At 45.0% G+C, this 25,191-nt stretch carries 21 protein-coding genes and 1 riboswitch; of the genes, 12 read left to right on the top strand and 9 right to left on the bottom strand.

Features of this window, described 5'->3' with window-relative positions:
* Positions 1–11 precede the first annotated feature (11 nt).
* The 4 genes from yggU to MU515_RS16755 form a co-directional block, all read right to left on the bottom strand.
* Positions 12–302, bottom strand: coding sequence for a DUF167 family protein YggU (gene yggU, locus MU515_RS16770; protein WP_260261543.1), 291 nt, complete (start codon positions 300–302; stop codon positions 12–14).
* Positions 302–874: a YggT family protein gene (locus MU515_RS16765; protein WP_260261542.1), complete on the bottom strand. Its 573-nt coding sequence runs from the start codon at positions 872–874 to the stop codon at positions 302–304. The genes yggU and MU515_RS16765 overlap by 1 nt, the downstream gene beginning before the upstream one ends.
* A gap of 91 nt (positions 875–965) precedes the next feature.
* Entirely contained in the window at positions 966–1,784 is an 819-nt protein-coding gene (gene proC, locus MU515_RS16760) for a pyrroline-5-carboxylate reductase (protein WP_260261541.1), read from the bottom strand.
* A gap of 19 nt (positions 1,785–1,803) precedes the next feature.
* Positions 1,804–2,511 carry a YggS family pyridoxal phosphate-dependent enzyme gene (locus MU515_RS16755; protein ID WP_260261540.1) on the bottom strand — a complete coding sequence of 236 codons (708 nt, stop codon included), beginning with the start codon at positions 2,509–2,511 and terminating at the stop codon, positions 1,804–1,806.
* A gap of 24 nt (positions 2,512–2,535) precedes the next feature.
* Between MU515_RS16755 and MU515_RS16750 the strand changes: the two genes are divergently transcribed.
* Both MU515_RS16750 and MU515_RS16745 read left to right on the top strand, forming a co-directional pair.
* Positions 2,536–3,567: a type IV pilus twitching motility protein PilT gene (locus MU515_RS16750; RefSeq protein ID WP_260261539.1), complete on the top strand. Its 1,032-nt coding sequence runs from the start codon at positions 2,536–2,538 to the stop codon at positions 3,565–3,567.
* Between the two features lie 11 nt (positions 3,568–3,578).
* On the top strand, positions 3,579–4,685 hold the full coding sequence (locus tag MU515_RS16745) for a PilT/PilU family type 4a pilus ATPase (protein ID WP_260261538.1): 1,107 nt from the start codon (positions 3,579–3,581) through the stop codon (positions 4,683–4,685).
* A gap of 61 nt (positions 4,686–4,746) precedes the next feature.
* On the opposite strand, the gene lysC is transcribed toward MU515_RS16745, so the two are convergent.
* Positions 4,747–6,099, bottom strand: a complete 1,353-nt coding sequence (gene lysC, locus MU515_RS16740; protein ID WP_260261537.1) for a lysine-sensitive aspartokinase 3 — start codon at positions 6,097–6,099, stop codon at positions 4,747–4,749.
* Positions 6,100–6,221: 122 nt separating this feature from the next.
* Positions 6,222–6,400: riboswitch (Lysine riboswitch) on the bottom strand.
* A gap of 229 nt (positions 6,401–6,629) precedes the next feature.
* Here lysC and MU515_RS16735 point away from each other — a divergent pair.
* Positions 6,630–7,751, top strand: coding sequence for a pyridoxal-phosphate-dependent aminotransferase family protein (locus tag MU515_RS16735; protein WP_260261536.1), 1,122 nt, complete (start codon positions 6,630–6,632; stop codon positions 7,749–7,751).
* 68 nt (positions 7,752–7,819) lie between these two features.
* Here the strand turns inward: MU515_RS16735 and MU515_RS16730 are convergent, their stop codons facing one another.
* From MU515_RS16730 to MU515_RS16715, 4 genes are all read right to left on the bottom strand, one after another.
* Positions 7,820–9,583 (bottom strand): PglL family O-oligosaccharyltransferase, encoded by a 1,764-nt coding sequence (locus MU515_RS16730; protein WP_260261535.1) that lies wholly within the window; start codon positions 9,581–9,583, stop codon positions 7,820–7,822.
* A gap of 88 nt (positions 9,584–9,671) precedes the next feature.
* A complete protein-coding gene (gene uvrA / locus MU515_RS16725) occupies positions 9,672–12,494 on the bottom strand; it encodes an excinuclease ABC subunit UvrA (RefSeq protein ID WP_260261534.1) in 2,823 nt (940 codons plus the stop codon).
* Between the two features lie 142 nt (positions 12,495–12,636).
* Positions 12,637–13,509 (bottom strand): UTP--glucose-1-phosphate uridylyltransferase GalU, encoded by an 873-nt coding sequence (gene galU, locus MU515_RS16720; RefSeq protein WP_260261533.1) that lies wholly within the window; start codon positions 13,507–13,509, stop codon positions 12,637–12,639.
* A 118-nt stretch (positions 13,510–13,627) separates the two neighbouring features.
* Positions 13,628–14,275 carry a LuxR C-terminal-related transcriptional regulator gene (locus tag MU515_RS16715; RefSeq protein WP_260261532.1) on the bottom strand — a complete coding sequence of 216 codons (648 nt, stop codon included), beginning with the start codon at positions 14,273–14,275 and terminating at the stop codon, positions 13,628–13,630.
* 392 nt (positions 14,276–14,667) lie between these two features.
* On the opposite strand from MU515_RS16715, the gene MU515_RS16710 reads away from it, so the two are divergent.
* The 9 genes from MU515_RS16710 (at position 14,668) to mshE (ending at position 25,185) form a co-directional block, all read left to right on the top strand.
* Complete coding sequence (locus MU515_RS16710; RefSeq protein ID WP_260261531.1) at positions 14,668–15,195, top strand: single-stranded DNA-binding protein; 528 nt, start codon at positions 14,668–14,670, stop codon at positions 15,193–15,195.
* A 217-nt stretch (positions 15,196–15,412) separates the two neighbouring features.
* Positions 15,413–17,419 (top strand): RNase E specificity factor CsrD, encoded by a 2,007-nt coding sequence (gene csrD, locus MU515_RS16705; protein ID WP_260261530.1) that lies wholly within the window; start codon positions 15,413–15,415, stop codon positions 17,417–17,419.
* 7 nt (positions 17,420–17,426) lie between these two features.
* Entirely contained in the window at positions 17,427–18,866 is a 1,440-nt protein-coding gene (locus tag MU515_RS16700; protein ID WP_260261529.1) for an MSHA biogenesis protein MshI, read from the top strand.
* Positions 18,866–19,519, top strand: a complete 654-nt coding sequence (locus MU515_RS16695) for an MSHA biogenesis protein MshJ (protein WP_260261528.1) — start codon at positions 18,866–18,868, stop codon at positions 19,517–19,519. The genes MU515_RS16700 and MU515_RS16695 overlap by 1 nt, the downstream gene beginning before the upstream one ends.
* On the top strand, positions 19,512–19,835 hold the full coding sequence (locus MU515_RS16690; protein WP_260261527.1) for an MSHA biogenesis protein MshK: 324 nt from the start codon (positions 19,512–19,514) through the stop codon (positions 19,833–19,835). Before MU515_RS16695 ends, MU515_RS16690 begins: the two co-directional genes overlap by 8 nt.
* Before the next feature lie 15 nt (positions 19,836–19,850).
* The gene (gene mshL / locus MU515_RS16685) at positions 19,851–21,500 is read left to right on the top strand and encodes a pilus (MSHA type) biogenesis protein MshL (RefSeq protein ID WP_260261526.1); all 1,650 of its coding nucleotides are present in this window, start codon (positions 19,851–19,853) and stop codon (positions 21,498–21,500) included.
* Positions 21,501–21,503: 3 nt separating this feature from the next.
* Positions 21,504–22,343: an ExeA family protein gene (locus MU515_RS16680; protein WP_260261525.1), complete on the top strand. Its 840-nt coding sequence runs from the start codon at positions 21,504–21,506 to the stop codon at positions 22,341–22,343.
* 3 nt (positions 22,344–22,346) lie between these two features.
* Positions 22,347–23,471, top strand: coding sequence for a tetratricopeptide repeat protein (locus MU515_RS16675; RefSeq protein WP_260261524.1), 1,125 nt, complete (start codon positions 22,347–22,349; stop codon positions 23,469–23,471).
* Positions 23,461–25,185, top strand: a complete 1,725-nt coding sequence (gene mshE / locus MU515_RS16670; RefSeq protein ID WP_260261523.1) for an MSHA fimbrial ATPase MshE — start codon at positions 23,461–23,463, stop codon at positions 25,183–25,185. The genes MU515_RS16675 and mshE overlap by 11 nt, the downstream gene beginning before the upstream one ends.
* Positions 25,186–25,191 lie beyond the last annotated feature (6 nt).

The raw sequence follows: 25,191 nt of genomic DNA, 5'->3' as shown, positions 1-25,191 counted from the left end.
TAAAAAAGCCATCATAGGATGGCTTTAATCTCTTCGGGCATTTGTGTCGGAGCGGTGATTCGCACTTGCTTGTGCCGCCCCAGTTCACCTTTTTCGATGCTAATAAGGCCTTTGGCGACCTTAAACTGTTTGGCGAGGTACTTACTCAAATGCGCATTGGCTTTGCCATCCACAGGTGGAGCCGTAATTGCGATTTTTAATTCTTCACCGTGTAAGCCAACAATTTTATCTCGGCTGGCCTTAGGTTGAATGTAAAGGCGAAGAACCACGTCTTCGCCTTCAAGCCATGCGGCATTGGACATTACAACTGGAACCAAAGGATGCCAATTAGTGGCGAGAGCAACTCACCGACCAGTCGGTTAGCAAACTGTAAGGCAATAAATAGCACCAAGATACTGAAATCGAAGCCGCCCATTGCCGGAATTACACGGCGAATTGGTGCAAGCATAGGTTCAGTTAGCTGGTGGAAAACATATTCCACAGGGCTTCTTCCTTGGCTTACCCAACTCAAAATGGCACGCACGATCAGTACATAGAATAAAATCTTACCCATGGTTTTGACTAACGCGAACATTGCAACAAATAGGTGGCCTTGTAGGGTTACGCTGAAGGCCTCTTTTGGCGCAACAAGCGCTATCAGTGCAAATTTGCCGACCATTAGCGCGTAAGCAAACAGCAAGGTGGCGAGGTCAATACTACCAATCGACGGAATAAAGCGACGTAAAGGGCCTACGACAGGCTGGGTTGCATTGACGACAAATTGAGAAAATGGGTTGTAGAAATCTGCGCGCGCAGCTTGCAGCCACATGCGTAGAATGACCACCATGATGTACAAATCAAATAGGGTGGCAATAAGAAAACTCATTGAACTCATAGGTTTCCCTTAATTCATGAGAGCTAACTGACTAGCTCAGGTTAATATACCAATCGAGATGAGCTGATACGCTTTCTCGTGGTGAGTGTTATTAAAATTGTTTTTCCATCTCTTCAGCACGAGTGACGGCAGCTTGCATTGCTTTGGCTACAATATCAGACAATTGATGTTGATTGAATGTACGTAACGCTTCTGCTGTTGTACCGCCTTTAGATGTCACTTGTTCGCGCAAGGTCGAAAGCTCAGTTTCAGGATTAGCTATAACCATTTCTGCTGCGCCCAATGCCGATTGTTGAACAAGTAAACGAGCGGTTTGCTGATCAAAACCTTGTGCGATAGCCTCAGCCTGCATCGCTTCCATAAATAGGAAGAAATAAGCCGGTGCGCTACCTGCTGCTGCGATTATGTTATTGATGCCAGATTCTGTCTCTACCCAGCACACTTTACCAACCGCAGTCATGAGATCAGCGGCAAATTGCTTGTCTTGCTCTGTTACTTGTTTAGGTGCGTACAGACCACTCATACCTTGGCTGACAAGCGCTGGGGTATTTGGCATGACACGTACCAGCTGTAATTGAGCCGCGAACATTTCATTTAAACGTGCAGCACTGATACCTGCCGCAATCGAGATGACTAATTTATCGCTATAATCGATGCTTTGTAGCCCTTCAGCCACAACTGACATCAGCTGAGGTTTCACAGCCAGTACGATGACGTCTGCACCTGAAGCGGCAATTAAGTTATCAGCTTCGGTTTGAATGCCATATTGCGTAGCAAGGAAATCACGCTGATCTTGATTTGGGTCGGTAGCAGTAATGAGTTTGGCGGGATACCCGCTTGCAACTAGACCAGCAATAATTGAGCGCGCCATGTTTCCTGCGCCGATAAACGTAATTTTCTTGTGTTGCATAATGGCTTCCTAATTTATTTTATTTGTAATCACGAGCACCGAAAATGGCCGTGCCGATACGAACCATGGTACTACCTGCTTCAATGGCGGCTTCCATATCACCACTCATACCCATCGAAAGTGTATCGAGATTTAGATCTGGGTAGCGCGCAGATAACGCGTCTTTTAGTTCGGCTAACTGATTGAATGCCTGTAACTGTGACTGATAGTCAGTCACGTTAGCTGGAATTGACATCAACCCTCTTAACGTGAGGTTGGGTAGAGAATAAATCAACTCGGCTAACTCAAATACTTGCTGATCATTAACACCAGACTTGCTGCTTTCAGCACTGGTGTTGACTTGGATAAGTACCTGAAGTTTATCCAAGCTCGAAGGGCGTTGATCATTTAATCGCTGCGCAATTTTTGCTCTATCAATAGTATGAACCCATGCAAAATTCTCTGCGACAGGTCGCGTTTTGTTGGATTGGAGTGGGCCAATGAAGTGCCACTCCAACTTGAGCTCTGGATGGTGTTCTGAAAAATATGCTATTTTATCCACGCCCTCTTGCACATAGTTTTCACCGAATGCAGTTTGACCTGCATGAGCGGCTTCTAAGACAGCTTGATTCGGTTTGGTCTTACTCACCGCCAGAAGTTGCACGGACTCTTGAGTACGACCACACTTTTGCTGCGCGGCTAAGATCTGTGAGGTGATCTGTTCAATATTTTGTTGAATACTACTCATGGCTAACTTTACTAAGGAATTTAAATGGATATCGCTGAGTTATTGGATTTTAGTGTAAAACATAATGCGTCAGATCTACATCTTTCTGCTGGAGTTTCTCCAATGGTGCGCATTGATGGTGAAGTGAGAAAGCTCAGCATGCCTGAATTAGCTCACGCGGACGTGCACCGCTTGGTGTTTGAAATCATGAATGATGCTCAGCGCAGCGAGTTTGAAGAACACCTTGAAGTGGACTTCTCATTTGAATTGCCAAACGTTGGTCGTTTCCGTGTTAATGCATTCAATCAAACGCGTGGCTGTGCGGCGGTATTTCGTACCATCCCAACTAAGGTTCCTACGCTTGAAGAGCTTGGTGCGCCAGATATATTCAACAATATTGCCAATATAGATAAAGGCCTAGTGCTTGTGACTGGCCCTACGGGCTCAGGTAAATCGACCACTTTGGCGGCCATGGTGGATTACATCAACCGCAATCACAAAAAGCATATTCTTACCATTGAAGACCCAATTGAATTTGTGCACAGCAATAATCAATGTTTGGTTAACCAACGCGAAGTACATCGAGATACTCATAGCTTTAAAGCGGCGCTGCGCAGTGCGCTGCGTGAAGATCCAGATGTCATCTTAGTAGGTGAGCTGCGTGACCAAGAGACGATCAGTTTAGCGCTTACCGCGGCGGAAACAGGCCACCTAGTGTTTGGTACTTTGCACACTAGCTCAGCTGCTAAAACTATCGACCGTATCATCGATGTGTTCCCTGGCAGTGATAAAGATATGGTGCGTTCAATGCTCTCTGAATCTTTGCGTTCGGTTATTGCACAAAAACTGGTGAAGCGTATTGGCGGCGGCCGTGTTGCTTGTCATGAGATCATGATGGCGACACCAGCGATTCGTAACTTGATCCGTGAAGATAAAGTGGCACAGATGTATTCAGTGATTCAGACTGGAGCTTCTCAAGGCATGCAAACGATGGAGCAGAATGCGAAACAGTTAATTGCCAAAGGGTTAGTCGACCCGCAAGAAGTTGCTTCTATCATTGATACAACGACGTTTTAGGGAGAAGGGATATGGATATCGATGCTTTTTTACATGGAATGACAGATCAGAAAGCGTCTGATCTCTATATTACGGTTGGTGCTCCAGTGCTCTATCGGGTTGACGGTGAGCTGCGCGCGCATGGTGATAAACTGACTCAGTCGCAAGTGATGCAGTTACTCGACACTATGATGGATAGCGAACGCCAGCAAGAGTATCGCCGCAGCCGTGAGGCCAATTTTGCAGTGGTACGCGATATTGGCCGTTTTCGTGTGTCGGCATTCTTCCAGCGAGAACTTCCGGGCGCTGTAATTCGCAGAATCGAAACCAATATCCCGACATTTGAGCAGTTAAAGCTGCCCGATGTGTTGCAAGATTTAGCAATTGCAAAGCGTGGTTTAGTGCTGGTTGTTGGTGCAACGGGGTCGGGTAAATCAACCACCATGGCAGCAATGACAGGCTATCGTAATATGCACCGAACAGGGCATATTTTAACGGTAGAAGATCCGATTGAATTTGTTCATGAGCATAATCGTTGTATAGTTACTCAGCGTGAGGTCGGTTTGGATACCGAAAGCTATGAAGTGGCACTTAAGAACTCTCTGCGTCAAGCACCTGACATGATTTTGATTGGTGAGATACGCAGTCGTGAGACTATGGAATATGCCATGACCTTCGCCGAAACTGGCCATTTGTGTATGGCGACATTGCACGCCAATAACGCCAACCAAGCTTTAGAGCGTATTTTGCATTTGGTGCCTAAAGAGCAAAAAGAGCAGTTTTTGTTTGATTTATCGATGAACCTAAAAGGGGTGGTGGGCCAGCAACTCTTGCGCGATAAGCATGGCCAAGGACGTCATGGTGTGTTTGAGATACTGCTTAATAGCCCGCGCGTGTCTGACTTGGTTCGTCGTGGTGATCTGCATGAACTTAAATCAACCATGGCGAAATCACAGCAGGTAGGGATGCAGACCTTTGATCAAGCGCTATATCAGTTGGTCATCGATGACAAAATCAGTGAAGAGGATGCGTTGCACAGTGCAGATTCCGCCAATGATTTACGCATTATGCTTAAAACGCAACGCGGCGAGAGTTTTTCTGGTGGTGCACTTTCGAATGTTAAGATTGATATGGATTAAGGTCTGGGTTTAACAGAAATAAAAACGAGCGCATTGGTGCTCGTTTTTGTTTGAGGAGAGTTTAACTTTCAAAAAGCTCGGTGTGCAGCTTTTGGATAGCCTGACGAGAGACAGATTCGTGTAGCAAGAAGCACAAGTTGTGTGGGCTTGCACCGTAGCAAATCATGCGTAAGTTGAAGTCTTCTAAAGTGCTGAATACTTGTTTCGCGTAGCCTTTGCTTTCACTCATATTGTTACCAATTAGAGCCACTAAGCAGAGGTTCTGCTCGACATCGACGGTACACAACTGTTCTAACTCTTCTTTTGCCGCTTGCGGCAGTTCAGGCGCACCGCCAGATGTGTCTGTTTGATCAAGTGTTAAAGAGACGCTGATCTCTGACGTAGTAATGAGATCAACAGAGACTTTATGTTTCGCAAGGATCTCAAACACTTTAGCTAAGAAGCCATAGGCATGGAACATGTTCGCGCTGCGCAGCGTCACCATGGTTTGATTGCAACGCAATGCCAACGCACGGAAAAGTGGCGAGCTTTCTACTTGATGACGAATCCAAGTGCCGCCTTTTTCTGGTTCTTTTGAAGAGCCGACAAAAACGGGAATGTCGTGACGAAGAGCTGGGATAAGAGTCGATGGGTGCAAAATCTTAGCACCAAAGTTCGCCATCTCAGATGCTTCACTAAAGCTGATTTCTGGGATAGGAGAGGCTTTGGCCGCAATGCGCGGATCGGTGGTGTAGATGCCCGGAACGTCTGTCCAAATTTCTAGGCCACTCGCTTGTACCGCCTCAGCAATTAGGGCTGCGCTATAGTCACTGCCGCCGCGACCTAAAGTGGTTGTATTGCCCTCTGGGTCAGAACCTATAAAGCCTTGCGTTACTACCACGTGGTTTTGACATAGAGGAACGAGTTTTTGTTCTGCCAATTGACGAATCGTTTCTAACTGAGGTTCTGCTTTGCCAAAGTTATCGTCTGTTTTGAGTACATCGCGAATATCAAAACGAACCGCATTGAGCCCGCGCTCTTTCATTAATTGTGTAAGTAAGTGAGTAGACATCAACTCACCACACGCGACTAAATGATCGGTCAATTTAGTGCTGGCTTGAATTGAAGCTGCTTCAGCTAAGTTAGTGACGGTATCGAGAATTTTTACTATCTCAGCCGCCGTTTCATCTGCGACTTCTAGCTTATCCAACACTGCTTGGTGAATAGCCGCTAGTTTGGTTAGAATTTCTGCGCGTTGAGCAGAGTCTTGCACACCATTGGCAAGCTCGACCAATAAGTTGGTCACGCCTGAACATGCGCTACTGACAATCAGTTTGGTATTTGGATTTTGTTCAATGATGGCCGCACAACGGCTCATTGCTTCAAAGTTTGCGACACTTGTTCCGCCGAATTTGGCGACATTAAAAGAGCTCACAGTGATTCTCCCACGACTTCCTAAGTTGTTGTTGGTTGTCCAACGTCCGATGTTTTGTTTGAAATCTCAAACAAGAAGAGAGTTTTTGAGCGATAAAAGAGGTAGATGTTTGCAACATTATTCACCTCAGAAGCGCTTCATCAGGCTGCGCTGATGACAATTGATGAGATTCAACTCAAGTCAACCGACGTACCGAAACCTGCAACTTCGGTCAATCTCGGCATTACTCTCCCTCAATACATCGTTTAGGATTTGCGGCTCCACGATGCATCTACCTAGGTAATGCTCCTCTTCTGTGAATAATTATTGAACGTTTTTATGTGATCAAAGTCAACGGTTAATTTGGTCAAAAAATCATTAATTTGTAACAAGCAGGAAAACGTTGGCGATGAATAAAACCTAGTTTCGAAAAGCTAAGGGTTGATGCAGATCTTCTATAGACTTAGGGCCAATTGCCGAGTTTGGTTTAATACTCTATGGTGGCTATGAATAATAATTAAATTCGAACAAGTCTGCTGCAAGGAGTGATCATGACAATCCAAAGTTTTATTCCCCCTCATCGTATTTTAATGGGGCCTGGGCCTTCAGATATATCACCTCAAGTTCTCCAAGCATTGAGTCGCCCTACTGTCGGCCACTTAGACCCACTATTTATCGGTATGATGGATGAGCTTAAACAGTTACTGAAATACGCCTTTCAAACCGAGAACGATTTTACTATTGCGGTATCTGCGCCGGGTAGCGCTGGTATGGAGGCGTGCTTCGTTAATTTGATTGAGCCGGGCGACAAGGTGTTGGTTTGTCGCAATGGCGTGTTTGGCGAACGAATGCGTGAAAACGTGGTTCGTGCTGGTGGTGAAGCGATTATTGTTGATGATGAATGGGGTACGCCTGTTTCTGTAGAGAAAGTAAAAGACGCTTTAGCGCAGCATGATGACATTAAAATTGTGGCATTCGTTCATGCTGAAACCTCTACAGGGGCTGTTTCTGATGCGGCATCACTCGGCCAATTAGCCAAGCAATATGGTGCGCTGACTATTGTTGATACCGTGACATCACTAGGTGGTGTTGAGCTACGCGTTGATGAATGGCAGTTAGATGCGGTCTATTCGGGCAGTCAAAAGTGTTTGTCTTGTGTGCCTGGTTTATCTCCGGTGACCTTTTCTCAGCTAGCCATCGAGAAAATTAAATCTCGTCAAACTCCGGTACAGAGCTGGTTTTTGGATCAAAGCTTAGTGCTTGGCTATTGGAGTGGTGAAGGTAAACGTAGTTACCACCATACTGCGCCAGTAAACAGCTTATATGCGCTGCATGAGGCGCTGTTGATATTGAAAAATGAAGGACTTGAAAATGCATGGCAGCGCCATAAAACCATGCATGAAACCTTGAAAACCGGATTAGAAAAACTCGGTTTTCGCTTCGTGGTGGATGAAAAGCATCGTTTACCACAACTAAACGCGGTTTATGTACCTGAAGGCATCGATGAAGCGAAAGTGCGTAATCATCTACTTGATACCTATAATCTTGAAATTGGCGCTGGCCTTGGCGCGCTCGCGGGTAAAGCGTGGCGAATCGGTCTCATGGGCTATGGTGCTCGTGCGGAAAATGTCGCCTTGTGTCTTCGAGCGCTAGAAGAGTCACTCACTCAATAGTCTCGGAAAAGATAGCAATGAAAGAAAAAGCGGCTTCATGATGAAGCCGCATTATTAAGATGCTTGGTTTATTCTGCTGCTGATGCTTTTAAAGCATCAATGTCCGGTGCTATGTACTGGACTTTATCAAAGTCTCGCGCTGGAAATAAGAACTGCGCTTCGCTGCGTATTTGCTCCGCTTTTTGCTCTTCCCCTAAGCCTTGGTAGGCCATTATAAGGTTGTTATAGAAGGCCGGCCTTGGTGTGTCTTTGATAATTTTCAACGACCAATCAACATAAGGTTGAATGTATTCGGGGTTTTGAGTCACCAAGCCTATGTTTAGATACACACTATAGACGTCCCAGTCGTAACGGTTTTTCCACACAATTGGATTAGACACTTGAGCCAATATATTCGGGTCTTTTGGCTGTGATTTTTCAAATTGAGTGAGCACATAGTTGGTATGAAGCGAGCTACCCATATATAGGGTGATGACTATCGGGACGACTAAACTGAACACTCTCAATAGTGTTTTCGAGACAATGCTAAACGAAAATGTGCGATAAGAATTCGCTCGTTGATCGACCCAGTAGAGTAAAACAATAAAGATGATCCAATGAATTATGGAGTGATAAAACGGATACTCTAATTGGCTATGAAGCAATATTGGTACGAATAACGCGAACATGGCCAAGCGAGTTCCTTTTTTCGCTTGATACATACGCAGAAGTACGAAAATAGCGGCTAATAGAATCCCAAGTAGAGGCAATAATCCTCCTTCCACACCCCAATACAGTAGCTCATTGTGCGGGTGATCCAGTGCTGCTAAACCAACGTGATAATCGGAATTGAGTTGATGCTGCCTTGCCGTGTACAAAATATATTCAGCTTCAAAGCGGCCATAACCGTATCCTGTAAATGGTTTTTCAACCAGCATATCTGCCGCTTGTGGGTAGATGTAGCTTCTCGCACTCTCTAAGTTTGCCTTCGCTTCAATAGAACCTGTTGCTTTATTTAGCGCTGGGAGCGTAAAAGCAATGGCAATACCTAAACATACCGATGCGCACCAACCAAGCAGGCGCTTTTGTGTGGCGAAGCGATATAAATATGGAATGACCAATACTGTTGCTAGGGCAGCACCTAACCAGCCAGTACGAGAGGCAAGAAATACCAACAACGGAATCGTGAGGGCGGGCATGATATACAGAATGATGACGGCACTTAAACGGCTTTGGTATTTCGCTGGGTGGCGCGCCAGTAGATAGCCTGAAAGCACAAATCCTGTTGCAAGAAAGCTTGCCATCACGTTTGGTTGTTGGAATATGCCGTATGGTCTGTTGGCGGATACGTCGTAACCCATAAAGTTGCCAGGTTCGAGAATAAGGTATTGTGTCCAACCAAGTAGCGCTTCAATCAATACGGCAATGATGATAAACCAGAGTAAACGCTGCTTCTGACGGTTACTAAATCGGAATTGCTGCAAGATGACAAACAGCATAAAGCCAACCCAAAGCCCGGAGAGTCGACCAAGACTCAATTCTAATGAGGCATTGGGGTAGAGCACAGGGGCGGTTAGCATTAGACATACGGCAAATAGAACAATAGTCAGCTTGTTGTAGCGAAGCGCTCCTTCAGTGCCAATTTGATACAAACCAATTGCAATTGCCACACCTAAAGCGAGCCATGTTGTTGCATTAAAAGATAGCGCTAGCCCAGAACCACCAGGGTTAGGCATAAAGAAGTGCATGGCTACGATGAACATCACAGCTATAGAAACTAAAAATGGACGAATCAGCGGAACTCTAGGCGCTTGGGGTTCAAGTTGAGTGCCAGATAAATGAATGGTTGCCATACACGCTCTTTGCTAAAAAGAAACCAGCGTATCATACGCTGGTTTGTTAGTTCACAGACCCTTGAGGATCACAGGTATAAAGATTTTACTACTTTAACATAGGTTTAAGGAATCTGGCTGTATGTGAACCTTCGACTAAAGCCACATCTTCTGGCGTACCTTGTGCAATGATTTCACCGCCACCTTGACCGCCTTCAGGGCCTAAATCGACAATCCAGTCTGCAGTTTTGATCACATCAAGGTTGTGCTCTATCACTACCACTGTATTGCCATGGTCGCGTAACCTATGCAATACCGTTAGTAACTGTTGAATATCGTGGAAATGCAGGCCGGTTGTTGGCTCATCCAAAATGTAAAGGGTCTTACCGGTATCGCGTTTTGATAGCTCACGCGCCAGTTTTACTCGCTGTGCTTCACCGCCAGATAGAGTGGTGGCCGCTTGGCCCAGTCGAATATAGGACAAGCCTACATCCATTAATGTTTGAAGCTTACGAGCAATGACAGGTACAGGATCAAAGAATGTTCGCGCATCTTCAACGGTCATTTCCAACACTTCATCTATGGTTTTGCCTTTGTAGCGCACCTCTAATGTTTCTCGGTTGTAGCGTTTACCTTTACATACATCACACGGTACATAGACATCAGGTAAGAAGTGCATTTCAACTTTGATTACACCATCACCTTGGCAAGCCTCACAACGGCCTCCGCGGACGTTAAAGCTAAATCTGCCTGGTTTATAGCCTCGAGAACGAGCTTCTTGAGTGCCCGAAAACAGTTCACGAATAGGTGTGAATATTCCGGTGTAAGTCGCAGGGTTTGAGCGAGGTGTACGGCCGATAGGGCTTTGATCGATATCGATCACTTTATCGAAGTGTTCAAGGCCTTTGATCTTTTTATATGGTGCAGGCATTGCTGTGGTTGCACCATTTAGCTGAGTATGAGCAATTTTAAAGAAGGTATCGTTGATAAGAGTCGATTTACCTGAACCCGATACACCAGTAATACAGCTGAATAGGCCGACGGGAATTTGCAAGTTGACGTCTTTGAGGTTGTTGCCGCTGGCACCTTGCAACTCGACAATTTTCTTCTTATCAAAAGGAGTGCGCGTGGTTGGAATCGCAATCTCTTTTGCGCCGCTTAGATATTGGCCTGTTAGAGAGTCTGGCGTGGCAAGTATCTCTTCCATCGTGCCTTGGGCAACGACAGAACCGCCGTGTACACCTGCTCCAGGGCCAATATCAATCACATGATCGGCGCAGCGAATTGCATCTTCGTCGTGCTCGACGACAAGAACGGTATTGCCAAGATCTCGTAAGTGAGTGAGGGTTTTAAGTAGGCGCTCGTTGTCACGTTGATGAAGGCCAATCGAAGGTTCATCTAAAACGTACATTACGCCAACGAGACCTGCGCCAATTTGGCTAGCAAGGCGAATACGCTGTGCTTCACCACCGGATAAAGTTTCCGCACTGCGTGATAGGTTTAGATAATTGAGACCAACATTGACCAAAAATTCTAAGCGGTCGTTGATCTCTTTCATGACCTTTTCGGCAATTTTGGCTTTTTGGCCATCTAGCTTGAGTGAAGCGAAAAAGCCTAACGCGTCAGCAATACTTAGCTCAACAATCTCAGGCAATGTAGTGTCAGCAATAAAGACATTACGCGCTTCGAGACGTAGGCGACTACCATCACAACTTGAACAGCATTTGGTTGAGATATATTTGGCGAGATCTTCGCGCACGGTGTTTGACTCAGTATCTCGGTAACGGCGCTCAAGCGTGTTGAGAATCCCTTCAAACGGGTGACGCTTAACTCGCATATCACCACGATCATTGATGTATTTGAATTCGATTTCTGTTCTGCCAGAGCCTTTTAAAATGATCTCTTGGGTTTTCTTCGGCAGTTGTTCAAAAGGTTGGTGAAGATCAAAGCCGTAGTGATCTGCCAATGAGGTCAACATTTGGAAATAGTAGTAGTTCTTTTGATCCCAACCGCGAATTGCCCCTTGAGCCAGGCTTAGAGATTCGTCTTGAATCACGCGCGCAGGATCAAAATATTGCTGAACACCTAGACCATCACAAGTACCACATGCACCGGCAGGGTTATTGAATGAAAATAATCTTGGCTCTAACTCTTGCATGCTATAGCCACAATGAGGACAGGCAAAGTTAGCGGAGAATACCGTTTCTTCGCCATCACCATCCATAGGTGCTACGACAGCAATACCACCGGATAACTCTAGAGTGGTTTCAAACGATTCTGCCAATCGCTGCTGAAGATCGCTACGTACTTTGAAACGGTCGACAACGACTTCAATGGTATGTTTTTTATGTAGTTCTAAAGGAGGAGGATCGGATAAATCGCAGGTTTCACCATCAATACGGGCGCGAATGAAGCCTTGTGCTGCAAGGTTTTCCAATGTCTTTACATGCTCGCCCTTACGCTCTTTGACGATAGGGGCAAGTAGCATCATTTTAGAACCCTCAGGCATCTCAAGCACCTTATCGACCATCTGAGAAACCGTTTGAGCTGCTAAAGGCACTTTATGAGTCGGACAGCGCGGTTCACCGACGCGAGCATAGAGTAGGCGTAAATAGTCGTAAACTTCGGTAATAGTACCAACGGTCGAGCGAGGGTTATGCGACGTGGATTTTTGCTCGATAGAAATAGCCGGTGATAAACCCTCGATATGATCGACATCGGGCTTTTCCATCAATGACAGAAATTGACGGGCATAAGCTGAAAGCGATTCAACATATCGGCGCTGCCCTTCCGCGTATAAAGTATCAAAGGCTAATGAAGATTTACCTGACCCCGATAAGCCTGTGATGACAATTAATTTGTCACGAGGAATAGTGAGGTTGATATTCTTGAGGTTATGCGTGCGGGCGCCACGAACTTCTATCTTATCCATTATTATCGCTCTAACTCGTTTAGCTTAAATTAGCAATCAACTAAGTATTACATAGTGCGAGAAATGTTCAAAGAAAATACTGGATAAAAAGACAGTAAAAAGGCAGCGATTGTCGCTGCCTTTGAAGGTAATATTAGAAGAATTAAGCTTTCTTAGTCGTCGGAGTTTTACCTAGTTCAGATTTCTTACTGTCTTTTTGGTAAAGGTTTTCGAAACAGTAGTTGGTTGCTTCGATATAACCTTCAACGCTACCACAGTCAAAACGTTGGCCTTTAAATTTGTATGCCAGTACGCAGCCTGCTTTCGCTTGTTTTAACAGCGCATCAGTGATCTGAATTTCACCGCCTTTGCCTGGTTCAGTATTTTCGATCAATTCAAAAATATCAGGAGTCAGAATGTAGCGGCCAATAATCGCCAGATTGCTTGGCGCAGTGCCTGGTTCTGGCTTCTCGACCATGTCATCGACGCGGTAGATGTCGTCTTTGATCATCTCACCAGAAATTACGCCATATTTATGGGTTTCGTCTGCTGGCACTTCTTGAACCGCAACGATAGAGCAACGGAACTGCTTAAATAGTGCGACCATTTGTGCAAGTACGCCTTCTTGCTCATTAACACATAAGTCGTCGGCAAGAACTACTGCAAACGGTTCATCACCAATAAGCTCACGGCCAGTAAGAATCGCATGGCCCAGGCCTTTCATTTCGCGTTGGCGAATATAAGTAAAGTGAGCAGATTCGATAATATCGCGAATATCAACCAACAGCTCTTCTTTATTAGTGCCGTTGATTTGATGTTCTAGTTCATAGTTTTTATCGAAGTGATCCATGATGGAGTGTTTACCACGACCGGTGACAATACACATGCCATCCATACCCGCTTGGATAGCTTCTTCAACACCGTATTCAATCAATGGTTTATTTACAACAGGCATCATTTCTTTTGGCATTGATTTAGTTGCAGGTAGAAAGCGAGTTCCGTATCCAGCTGCAGGGAATAGGCATTTTTTAATCATGATAAAACCCTTTATCTTTTCTGACGAAATTTAAATTGGCGACACCATATCACGGTTTTTATGAATAGATAATTAATGACTTAGTGCAAAAGTTGATTTTTTGGCCGTTGCTTTAAATTTAAGACATTAGGTGTTGGTTTGCCCAAGATATGGCTTGAACGCGATTTTTCACCGAAAGCTTCTTGAAAATTTGATAAAGATGCGATTTTACCGTGAACTCGCTGATGAACAGGTCTTCTGCAATCTGAATATTAGAAGCGCCAGTTTTGAGGCTACGCAGTATTTGAATCTCGCGGGTGGTGAGGTCAACGGTTGCTGGCGCAGTCTGGCTGTCGATTACATGGCGGTAATGATGAAGCAGCTGTGCGGCTACTTTTCTCGGTAGCCAGTTTTGGCTGTTGATGACCTCTCCGCATCCGTAGGCGATATCTTCAATGGCGTCATTACGATAGAACAGTGCTTTCAAGTTGCCAAAGCTGAGTAACTCATCTGTGGTTAGGCGCTTTTCCACGTTAAAAATAACCGTTTCAAAAATCTTGTTGGATAGCGGTAAGTTGCGAATAGCGCTATTTAATTTTTGATAGTCATTGTGATCAATCAGCAAAATTTTATGTTTGTGCTGCTGCATCGCCAGCATGAACTCTTGGGGTTCCATTTTAGGAATAGGTAAGCCGAGGGCCTTTTCAATTCTTTCAACGTTAGGGTATTGCGCGTTTTTGTCTTCGCAAAGGAAGTAAAGGGTGCGTGCGTAGATATTCTTAGCCATAGTCATCTCGTTGTTAGTCAGTTCATTATTGAGTGCTTATTTTTTGCACTATCCTCGGTGATCTTTTGTCAGAATACGATTGTGATATTGTCAATTTTGCATCTTGTTTCATATTTGATATGGCGTTAGTTTTCTCTCATATAGATTGCGGAGAAAGTTACGGAACCCCATATCAAAAGGGGTGACGTTGCTTCAAAAAGGATGAAACAGAATGAGAAGATGGCATTGTTGAGAAGGGTGAACGACAATTATTAGAGCGGTATTGAATTCTGGAACTGGGTTCGGCAATTCTTTACTGATAAGCGACTATCGATAGTTGTGCCATTTGCATTTAATGTTATCCTTATGCGCGATTAAAATTGAACACCAAATTAACCGAGACGGAGCGAAACATGGCTAGCCGTGGAGTAAACAAAGTAATCTTAGTAGGCAACCTTGGGGGAGACCCAGAGGTACGTTACATGCCTAGTGGCGGCGCAGTTGCCAATATCACCGTAGCGACATCTGAATCATGGCGTGACAAAGCAACCGGCGAGCAGCGTGAAAAAACCGAATGGCACCGTGTAGCTCTGTTCGGCAAGCTTGCTGAAGTAGCGGGTGAGTACCTGCGCAAAGGCTCTCAAGTTTATATTGAAGGCCAACTTCAAACACGCAAATGGCAAGATCAAAGTGGCCAAGACCGTTACACGACAGAAGTTGTCGTGCAAGGTTTCAATGGTACGATGCAAATGCTAGGTGGCCGTGCGCAAGGCGGAGCTCCTGCACAAGGCATGGGTGGTCAGCCACAGCAGCAAGGCTGGGGTCAACCTCAACAGCCTGCAATGCAGCAAAAACCAGCTCAACCTGTACAACAGCCGCAACAGCAGCAGCCTCAATACAATGAGCCACCAATGGATTTTGACGACGACATCCCGTTTTAATCTATCCAAATTGAAAAAAAGCCGCGAATATCGCGGCTTTTTTATATAGTGAATTCTTATAGTTCGTTACAAGTGACGTTGAGTGATGAAAGCTGGGATAGTTAACTGTTAGAATCTGTCAGGGAGACGATGGTTCTATGTGATTTAACGCCCAACTGACTAAATCGTTTCATTCGGTAAACTTATAACATCTCACTGAGAAGGGAATTCACCACCTATGAGGTATACGCCTACCTTAAAGCTTAGTACTCGTCTTGTTGCTTTTGTTACGGTTATTGTTACCAGTGCCATGTTTATTCTGTTTCTTGGCGGTACTTTGTCGTTTAAAAGTTTAGGGCAAGAGTACTTGCAGCATTCCTTAAAAGGCATTGTTGAAGTGGTCGATAAAGAGATGGAAGATCCTGACGCGGCCTATTCTCTTCAGCGCTGGATGCCGAAAATGCTGCAAGCATCGAATATTGTTGAGATGCAGCTTTCCTCAGAGGTTGGAGTGATTTACCGCTTTAAAGATACCTCCTCCCGAGTTGATCCTGCCTTTTTACATCAAGCCGAATATTTACTTGAACGAAACAGCGGCTACTCGATTCGTTTTAAAGCCATTCCACCATACCTTGGTTACGGCTATTCAATGCAGGCCTTATGGTCTATCACCCTCGCGGTACTTTTGATTGTGTTCTGTTTGGTGCGTGGGGTGAAATGGCTCAAAGAGCAGTTGCATGGTTCGGAGTTACTAGAAGAACGTGGTCGTATGATCTTAGCTGGCCGCGTTGAAGAATTTGCCAAAGGTGATGAGCGTGAGTGGCCATACACGGCAAGCGAAGCGCTAGATCGCTTAATAGAAGAATTGCAAGATGCCCGGCAGGAGCGCAGCCGTTTCGATACCTTTATTCGCACTCAAACTTTCCTTGACCAATTAACGGGCACGGCCAATCGCGTGTTGTTTGACAGTAAGTTGGAAGCAGCATTATCAGAAAGTGGCTCGCACGGTGGCGTGCTGTTACTCAGAATCGACGATTGGCAACATGTCAAAGAGGAGTCTGGTAAGCAAGTTGCGAATGATTTTGTGGTGGAAGTGGGTGAAAGCATTAGTAATGTTATTCAGCGCTACCCTGATGTTATTTTGTCGCGTTACTACAATTCTGATTTCGCGATATTTGCCCCTCACTTGAGCAGTAAAGATACCTCGAGCATTGCGATTAACTGCCTTAAACAGTTAGCAAAAGTAACACCACCAGAGCCGTTAGATAGGGATAACTGGTGCCATATTGGTATCAGTATGTTCCATGAAGGCGAGCGCCAAGGCAAAATAATGGATGAGGCTGAAACGGCATTAAAAAGTGCTCAGCTTCAGCAGGTTAATACTTGGAATCGCTTCCAAAAGCTGGCAACACAAGAGCAGGAGCGTGGCAGCGTACGTTGGCGCACCCTGTTTGATAAAGTACTTAAGCCAGAAAAGCTGTTTATTTTTGAGCAACCCTGTTTCTTACTTGGTTCGCATCAAGAGGAAAAACTTCATCACCATGAGCTGTTTGTTCGAATAAATGATCCAGAGAAAGGTTTAATAAAGGCGTCACGTTTTAATCCTGCAATTGAGTCAGTCGGTTACGAAAGTCTTTTAGATCGCTCAGTTTTTTGTGCTGTCGCCAAATTTTTGAAAGCGTCAAAAAATGGTTTATGTTATTCTGTAAACCTTCATGTGACTCCATTTGCAGATAGAAAGTACTTTCGTTGGTTTAGAGACGAGTTATTGCAATTGCCAATGGATAAACGTCAGCAATTAATGTTTGAATTTGCTGAAGCCAGATTAGTGAAGCACCTCGATTATATGCGACCTGTGATCAAGATGATTGCCGGTTTAGGGTGTAAAGTAGTGGTGGGTCAAGCTGGGCGTTCTATTGTAAGTACTCACTACCTGAAAGACTTACCGATCGATTATCTAAAACTGCATAGAAGCCTGGTCAAGGAAATCGATAAAAGGCATGAAAATCAATTGTTTGTACGAAGCTTACTTGGCGCGTGCAAAGGCTTGAAAACAAAGGTCATCGCCGTTGGCGTAGACCAAAAGCAAGAATACAAAACCATGTTGGATCTTGGCGTGAATGGCGTGCAAGGTAGGTACTTCCAGCAAGAGCGACAGATGCTCCCTGTTCAACAGGCGACTCAAAATGTACAGACTCAATCGAAAGTTAAGGTTGGGCGACGGAATCGTTGGCGAAAAAGTTAAGTAGTAGATGAATATAAAATCTTTAATAGGAAAGTTTGGTTCTGGTGCGCGTTCAACTAACTGCCTAAGAGTGGTTGTTCAGCCGTACGCCTTATATTTTTCGCCATTGGAAGGCGTAGAGTTACCTAAGCGTGTCTCGATTGAAAGTGGCGATTGGCAAAAGATTTTGGTGGAAACGCTCACTAAAGCCAATGTAAATGATTTAACGATCGATGTGGTGCTCAACTCCAATTTATATCAAACCTATCAGATAGATAAGCCCAATGTGCCTGACGAGGAGTTAGGTCAGACTCTGCCATTCCTACTCAAAGATCTTATCTCTGAAAAAATCACCGACATCATCGCTGATGCCACGGCACTTCCAAACAGCAACAAGCTGCAAGTCTATGTGGTACCTAAAGCTTTAGTATTTGGTTTGGTTCAACGCTTGGAAAAAGCCAAGTTGAGCTTAGGCCATGTGTTAGTTGAAGATGATGTTTGGGGACTAGCAGCCACAGACGCAGAGCGTTTTGTGTTATTGCAGCGCAGTAAAAACAGCCAATATAAAGTCAGTGCATTTATCGATAACCGCTGTGTGTTCCAACGCACGATTCGCGGAGTAACAGCGCCACTGGTTGGTGTTGCGAGTAGCAGTTTGCAGCTTGATGGCATCGCACTAGAACTACAGCGCTCTGTCGATTACCTTTCATCACAGCTACGCGGTGCAACCTTACACCACATGAAAGTGTGTTGTGATGAAGAAAATAACGATGATTTGGCTCGAGAGCTGGATGAACGCCTCAGTGTTAAAGTCTCCCGTTTAACCGACTTACCGTTGGAATCTGGAGAGCTTCTTACTCAATATGTCGCGGATATTTGTGATTCGGGGATTAATTTATACCCAGACCATCTAAGGCCAAAAGTAGAGCGATTTACGCTTAATACGGTCGCTGCGGTATGTGCCTTAATTGCGGTTACTTTGCTTGGTAGTTATGGGTATTTCACCTGGCAACAAGTCGGCCTCAACGCTGAACTGTCTAGCCAAAGAAGCCAAGAAGAGCAGTTAAAACAGCAAGTTCAACAGCTTAATCAAAAGCTAGCTAAGCATAAGCCTTCGGCGCAAAAAGTCGCTGCGGTAGAGCGTTTGAAAGAAGAAATTCGTGCCAAGCAGGATTCTTTACTTGCCGTTTCTCGTTTTGATGATGAGCAAAATGTCGGTTATTCCGGTGTGATGAAAGGCCTAGCCAAGTTAGGGCGCAATGATATCTCGCTGAACTACATCAAAATGAGCTCTGACGTATTGGATTTAAAAGGTCTAGCGCGCGAACCCCAGTCTATCCCCAATTGGGTGAATCAATTTAAGAATGAGTTGAATCTTGTTGGACGCTCATTTGAAAAGTTAAAGATAGGACGTAATGAACAAGATGTACTCACCTTTGAGTTGCACACCAAAGAGGATAAGAAGTAATGGGTACATTTTGGAGTAATTTGAACGACAAATTTGCCAAGCTGAGCCAGCGCGAGAAGGTGCTGATCAGCTTGTGTTGCGTGGTGATAATTTCGCTTGGTCTGTATTTGTTGGTGGTTGAGCCAGCATTTAAGTCTAGTCAGGCACTGAAAAAACAAGTGGTCGCAACTAAGTTAGCCAACCAACGCTTGGAAGGTGAAATTTTAGCGATCACCGCAAAATTGAAAAAAGACCCTGATCAAGCGATCAATATCGAGTACAAAAGGTTATTGAAAGATAGCCAAGTGTTGTCAGAGCAATTAGCGAAAATTATTGAGAATCTAATTTCACCAAGCCAAATGGCTGAGTTGTTAGAGCAAGTTCTGGCTGGTACATCTGGATTACAACTTGTGTCGTTGGAGTCTTTGAAAGCGGAGCCTATCGTAGGGAATCAAAATGCGGATCAACAATACGCCGGATATTACGTCCATCCTGTGCGTATTGAATTAGAAGGGAAGTACTTTGCGATTCTAAAATATTTAGAAACGTTAGAGTCATTACCGATGAACTACTACTGGCGCAGCTTTAGCTATCAGGTTGACGATTACCCAACCGCAACCTTAGTGCTTGAAGTGTATACCCTAGGAACCAGACAGGAGTTCATTGGTGGCTAATAAGTTTTTAATCGCATTATTAGGTTTTTCTTGTAGTGCTTTTGCGCAGCAAGACCCAACAGCACCGCTAGGTTGGCAAAAAGCACCGGAGAGTCAACCGGTGAAAAGAGTCGTGCGCCATAAAGTCCCAACGTTGCAAAGCATCGTGTGTGGTGTGCAGTCAGAGTGTTACGCCATCTTAAATGGTAAGGCGCTCTCTGCAGGTGAAAAAATTAACGGCTATCAGTTGAATAGTATTCAAAGTGGCTACGTCACAGTGGCTCGTGGCGGTAAGCAATGGAAACTTGAGATGTTTCCTTTAGAAGTAAAACAATAAGGTTATTGGAATCGTATGCGTAAACTCGTTGTAGCAATCACAATCGCTTCGTTAGTGGGCTGTTCTAGCACTATGGGCCACAGAGACCCAGTTGAAGCGAAAAGTACGTTGAATGAAGCAATCAATGAATCGAATAGCCGTGCATTGCAAGAGCTGCCACCTTCTGTTGAAGCGGATCTTATGCCTGATCTTGAAGGTTCTAGCCCTACTGCTGTTGAAACTATGAAGCGCTTCCGAGTTCAGGCTAACAATGTGGATGCTCGGGCATTCTTTGCTAGCTTGGTCAAAGGCACTGAATTTAGTGCTGCGATTCACCCTGATGTTAGCGGACAAATTACGGTTAACCTTTCGGATGTGACGCTGGATGAAGTGCTTTCTGTCGTAAGCAATATGTACGGTTATGATGTACAGAAATCTGGCAAGGTGATTCAAGTTTACCCTGCTGGTTTGCGCACCGTTACTATTCCAGTCGATTACCTGCAATTCAAACGTTCTGGTCGTTCGTTGACCTCTATTACGACAGGTACGATTACCAATACCGATAGTGGTTCATCTTCAACGTCAGATTCTGATTCGTCATCTTCTAGCAGCTCGACAAACTCAGCAAAAGGCGGTACTGAAATTGAAACCACAAGTGAAAGTGATTTCTGGCCACAACTTGAAGTAGCGGTAGGTCAGTTGATTGGCTCAGGCAAAGGCCAGAGCGTGGTAGTTACCCCTCAAGCGAGTGTATTAACGGTTCGTGCTTATCCTGATGAAATTCGCCAAGTTCGCGAGTTCTTAGGTGTTTCTCAACAGCGTATGCATCGCCAAGTTATTCTAGAAGCCAAAATTCTTGAAGTGACTTTGAGTGATGGTTACCAACAAGGTATCAATTGGTCGAAAGGCTTCACTTCTAATGGCACTGATTACTCATTCGGTTCAGGTTCAATCGTTAAAGATACCAACGGCAATATTCTTCCAACTGTACTTCCGGGCTTAGACACTATCGGCAGTCTACTTGGTGGTCAGAGTAATATCGTTATCTCAAGCGGTAGTTTTGATGCGGTATTGAGTTTCATGGCGACGCAAGGTGATTTGAACGTGCTATCAAGTCCGCGTGTAACCGCGTCAAATAACCAAAAAGCAGTGATCAAAGTCGGTACCGATGAGTACTACGTAACTGATTTATCTAGCGTTGTTGGTACGAGTGATAACTCTGAGCCTTCTCCAGAAGTTGAACTAACGCCATTCTTCTCAGGTATTTCTCTGGACGTAACGCCTCAAATTGATGATCAAGGCAATGTATTACTTCATGTTCACCCTGCTGTTATAGATGTTGATGAGCAAGTGAAGGAGATTGGTTTTGGTGGTTCAAGTATCACGCTACCTTTAGCTCGTAGCTCTATTCGTGAGTCAGATTCTGTGATTCGCGCGCAAGATGGTGACGTGGTTGTGATTGGTGGCTTGATGAAGTCGAACACTATTGACCAAGTTTCAAAAGTACCGTTTTTGGGCGATGTACCCGCTCTGGGTCACTTGTTCCGCAATACCACTAAGCTGACAGAAAAGACGGAGCTAGTGATCTTGCTAAAACCAACCGTTGTTGGCGTGAACACGTGGCAGAAAGAGCTAGAACGTTCGCGAGACATACTGCAAGAGTGGTTCCCTGAACAGCAGCAATAAACCATGTACTTAGAGCACTTTGGTTTTAATCAACTTCCCTTTCATCTAACCCCAAATACAGAACTGTTTTTGGGGTTAGAGCCTCATTATGAGGCGATCCAAACAGTCAATGCTGCGCTGGATATGGGCGAGGGAGTGATTAAGGTGACGGGCGAAGTCGGCACAGGAAAAACCATGGTGTGTCGAATGTTGGTCAACCATTTCGAGTCTCATATTCAGTTGGTTTATCTTCCCAATTCAGCTCTGAGTGGTGATGAGCTTAGACAAGCCGTCGCGAGTGAACTTGGGGTTAAGGTTAAAAATTCGCGCTCCATTGTTGATGATATTCAAACCAAACTGATCGCTTTGGCAAAGAGAAACAAACAAGTGGTGGTATTGGTGGATGAAGCTCAGGCTTTGAATGATGATGCTCTAGAAGTTTTGCGCTTATTCGGTAACCTAGAAACTGAACAAAAAAAACTGCTGCAAATCGTGCTGTTTGGTCAGCCGGAATTAGATGAACGGTTGGAGCAATATCATCTGCGCCAATTTAGACAGCGAATCACCTTTAGTGCCAAGTTGAGGCCACTCTCTTTAGATGAAACAGTCGCTTATATTACTACGCGATTAGAGAAGGCGGGCGGTTATAGTGAGGTGATTCCTCTTAGTTTAAAAAAAACGATCTGGAGAGCAAGTGGTGGAATTCCGCGATTGATCAATCAGATATGTCATAAAAGTCTGGTGCTCAGTTGCAGCCAAGGCAGTAATTTAGTGACAAGCCAACAAACATATTCGGCAATTCAAGATACATTTGATGCCAATAAACCCAAATTTAGATTCCCTGTGATGTGGGGCTGGAGTTAGAACATGAGTGCGATTAATAACGCGCTATCGGAATTATCGAAATCTAACAGCGCCAAGAATAGTATTGAAAAGGCCGAAGTAAAAACAGTCAAACAGCGCTCGGTTGTGCCGTGGGTTTTAGGTGGTTTTACTTTAAGTCTCGCTGTTGGTGGCTGGGCGATTTCATCGCAGCAACCAGCGGAACAAGTTGTGCTTGAGTCAAGTGTGAGCACGCAGCAAAGCACAGAAGTATTGGCATCGCCAACCGCGAAAAAGACCAATGCTGTTGATGCTATCTATCAAGCGCCTAAAATCGAGAAGCCGCGTGAAGTTGTAGAAGTGAAGCCTATCGCTATTGCGCAGGTTGATACAACCAAGACACAAACTAAAGTAGTCGAACAACCTCTGCAGGATGTGACGGAAACGACCATTCAACAAGCTCCGATTCCAGCTAAAAAAACCGAAGTCAATACAGCGGCTGTTGATACAATAGAAGCAGTGCTGGAGCCTAATCAGCAACAAAATCAGCAAGTTGTGATTGAGCAAGTTGAACTAACTCCTGCTCAGCTGGCGGGTAAAGCTCAAGAGCGCGCTAAAAAAGCACTAGATAGTAATAATCTTGCAGAGGCCATTGCTCAATACAGTGATGCTCTTCGTTACACGCCGCGTGATGGTGACGTGCGACAAAAGCTAGCTGCGCTTTACTATGGCAAAGGCGAAGCGAGAAAAGCGGCAGAATTGCTGCAAAAAGGTATTTCTCTAGCTAAAGAAGATCAGGATTTGCGTATTGCTTTAGCTAAGTTGCTATTGAAAGAGAAGCAGCAAGCCGCGGCATTAAGCCCATTGGTGTATCTACCTAACAACCCAAGTATTGATTATCTCTCGCTACGGGCTGCGTTAGCTCAAAAGAACAATCAAGATCAGCTGGCATTCGACAGTTACCAACAATTAGTTCAGTTAGAACCTGACAGCGGACGATGGTGGATGGGGCTTGCCATTCAGATGGAACGAAATCTAGATATACCAAAGGCTATTGAAGCTTATCAGCAAGCTTTGACTAAGGTCGGGTTGTCTAACCAATCTCAACAATTTATTCGCGATCGCCTTGCGTTACTTCAGCGTTTAGAGGAACAGCCAAGTGCAAATTAAACTACGTAAACGTCTCGGCGACTTGTTAGTCGAAGAAGGCATTATTACTGAGCAGCAAGTAGAGCAAGCTCTCGCAGCCCAAAAAGCAACGGGGCGTAAGCTTGGTGCAACGCTAATTGATTTAGGTTTCTTGTCTGAAACTCAAATGCTGACTTTCTTGTCTCAGCAGCTTGATTTGCCTTTGATTGACTTAAGCCGTGCGAACGTCGATGTGGAAGCGGTTCAGCTACTACCAGAGGTTCATGCTCGCCGTTTACGTGCATTGGTAATTGGACGAAATCTCGATACGTTGCGGGTAGCAATGAGTGACCCCGCGGATCTGTTTGCTCAAGAGTCGCTACTTTCTCAACTTCCTCAATATGGCATTGAGTTTGTTATTGCCCCTGAGAAACAATTGGTTGAAGGCTTCGATCGCTACTATCGCCGCACCAAAGATATTGCTAACTTTGCCGAGCAGTTGCAAGCAGAGCATCAGGTCACCGAAGCGTTCGATTTTAGTATTGAAGATGCTGACAGTGATGAAGTTACGGTTGTTAAGCTAATTAACTCATTGTTTGAAGATGCCATCCAAGTCGGCGCCTCGGATATCCACATTGAACCAGATGCCAATGTGCTGCGCTTACGTCAGCGTATTGATGGTATCTTGCATGAAACCTTGCTGAACGAAGTGAACATTGCACCGGCATTGGTATTGCGTTTAAAGCTGATGGCGAACTTAGATATCTCTGAAAAGCGTTTGCCGCAAGATGGTCGATTCCAAATCAAAGCGAAAGGCCAAGCGGTGGATATTCGTATGTCGACCATGCCAGTTCAGCACGGCGAATCTGTAGTAATGCGTTTGCTAAACCAGTCTGCTGGGGTTCGTAAGCTTGAAGAGTCAGGTTTACCTGATGATTTATTAGTTAGACTGCGCCAACAATTGCGTCGCCCGCACGGTATGATTTTGGTTACCGGTCCGACGGGCTCTGGTAAAACCACCACCTTGTATGGCGCACTTTCTGAATTAAATGAGCCGGGTAAGAAAATCATCACAGCGGAAGACCCTGTTGAATATCGATTACCTCGTGTAAACCAAGTACAAGTTAACCCTAAAATCGATTTGGATTTCTCTACGGTACTGAGAACCTTCTTGCGTCAAGACCCGGATATTATCCTCGTCGGTGAGATGCGTGACCAAGAAACCGTTGAAATTGGTTTGCGAGCAGCTCTAACGGGTCACTTAGTGTTAAGTACGTTGCACACCAACGACGCGGTTGATAGTGCTCTGCGTATGATGGACATGGGCGCTCCCGGTTATCTCGTGGCCAGTGCGGTTCGCGCAGTGGTCGCGCAGCGTTTGGTGCGAAAGGTGTGCCCAGATTGTAAAGTTGAGCATGAGCCAGATGAAAGCGGTAAACAGTGGTTACAACAGCGTTTTCCAAATCAGGTTAATGCGAAGTTTGTGCGCGGTAAGGGCTGTCAAAACTGTAACCTTACGGGCTATCGTGGCCGTATTGGTGTGTTTGAAATCTTAGAGCTTGAGCAAGATATGATGGATGCTCTGCGTGCTAACGATGCGGTTGGTTTTGCTCAAGTGGCACGTAATTCAGCAAACTATAAGCCATTACTGGCGTCGGCGATGGAATTGGCGCTCAAAAATGTAGTGAGCTTTGATGAAGTGATGAATCTTGGCGAGGGTGACTCGTCAGGCAGTGTTCAAGCGATTTACTTGTAAGGGCGA

The sequence above is a fragment of the Vibrio intestinalis genome (assembly GCF_025195085.2).
In the GTDB taxonomy this organism is placed as follows: domain Bacteria; phylum Pseudomonadota; class Gammaproteobacteria; order Enterobacterales; family Vibrionaceae; genus Vibrio; species Vibrio intestinalis.
Note: the sequence above shows the minus strand (reverse complement) of the source record. Positions and strands in the feature narration are given on the sequence as shown.

Bases quoted from the DNA above. Each gene is read 5' to 3' on its own strand.
- MU515_RS16710 (WP_260261531.1), top strand. From the start codon at position 14,668: ATGGCTAGCCGTGGAGTAAACAAAGTAATCTTAGTAGGCAACCTTGGG.
- MU515_RS16700 (WP_260261529.1), top strand. From the start codon at position 17,427: ATGAATATAAAATCTTTAATAGGAAAGTTTGGTTCTGGTGCGCGTTCA.
- MU515_RS16765 (WP_260261542.1), bottom strand. From the start codon at position 874: ATGAGTTCAATGAGTTTTCTTATTGCCACCCTATTTGATTTGTACATC.
- csrD (WP_260261530.1), top strand. From the start codon at position 15,413: ATGAGGTATACGCCTACCTTAAAGCTTAGTACTCGTCTTGTTGCTTTT.
- proC (WP_260261541.1), bottom strand. From the start codon at position 1,784: ATGCAACACAAGAAAATTACGTTTATCGGCGCAGGAAACATGGCGCGC.
- MU515_RS16755 (WP_260261540.1), bottom strand. From the start codon at position 2,511: ATGAGTAGTATTCAACAAAATATTGAACAGATCACCTCACAGATCTTA.
- MU515_RS16695 (WP_260261528.1), top strand. From the start codon at position 18,866: ATGGGTACATTTTGGAGTAATTTGAACGACAAATTTGCCAAGCTGAGC.
- galU (WP_260261533.1), bottom strand. From the start codon at position 13,509: ATGATTAAAAAATGCCTATTCCCTGCAGCTGGATACGGAACTCGCTTT.
- MU515_RS16745 (WP_260261538.1), top strand. From the start codon at position 3,579: ATGGATATCGATGCTTTTTTACATGGAATGACAGATCAGAAAGCGTCT.
- MU515_RS16675 (WP_260261524.1), top strand. From the start codon at position 22,347: ATGAGTGCGATTAATAACGCGCTATCGGAATTATCGAAATCTAACAGC.
- uvrA (WP_260261534.1), bottom strand. From the start codon at position 12,494: ATGGATAAGATAGAAGTTCGTGGCGCCCGCACGCATAACCTCAAGAAT.
- MU515_RS16735 (WP_260261536.1), top strand. From the start codon at position 6,630: ATGACAATCCAAAGTTTTATTCCCCCTCATCGTATTTTAATGGGGCCT.
- MU515_RS16730 (WP_260261535.1), bottom strand. From the start codon at position 9,583: ATGGCAACCATTCATTTATCTGGCACTCAACTTGAACCCCAAGCGCCT.
- mshL (WP_260261526.1), top strand. From the start codon at position 19,851: ATGCGTAAACTCGTTGTAGCAATCACAATCGCTTCGTTAGTGGGCTGT.
- MU515_RS16750 (WP_260261539.1), top strand. From the start codon at position 2,536: ATGGATATCGCTGAGTTATTGGATTTTAGTGTAAAACATAATGCGTCA.
- yggU (WP_260261543.1), bottom strand. From the start codon at position 302: ATGTCCAATGCCGCATGGCTTGAAGGCGAAGACGTGGTTCTTCGCCTT.
- MU515_RS16680 (WP_260261525.1), top strand. From the start codon at position 21,504: ATGTACTTAGAGCACTTTGGTTTTAATCAACTTCCCTTTCATCTAACC.
- MU515_RS16715 (WP_260261532.1), bottom strand. From the start codon at position 14,275: ATGGCTAAGAATATCTACGCACGCACCCTTTACTTCCTTTGCGAAGAC.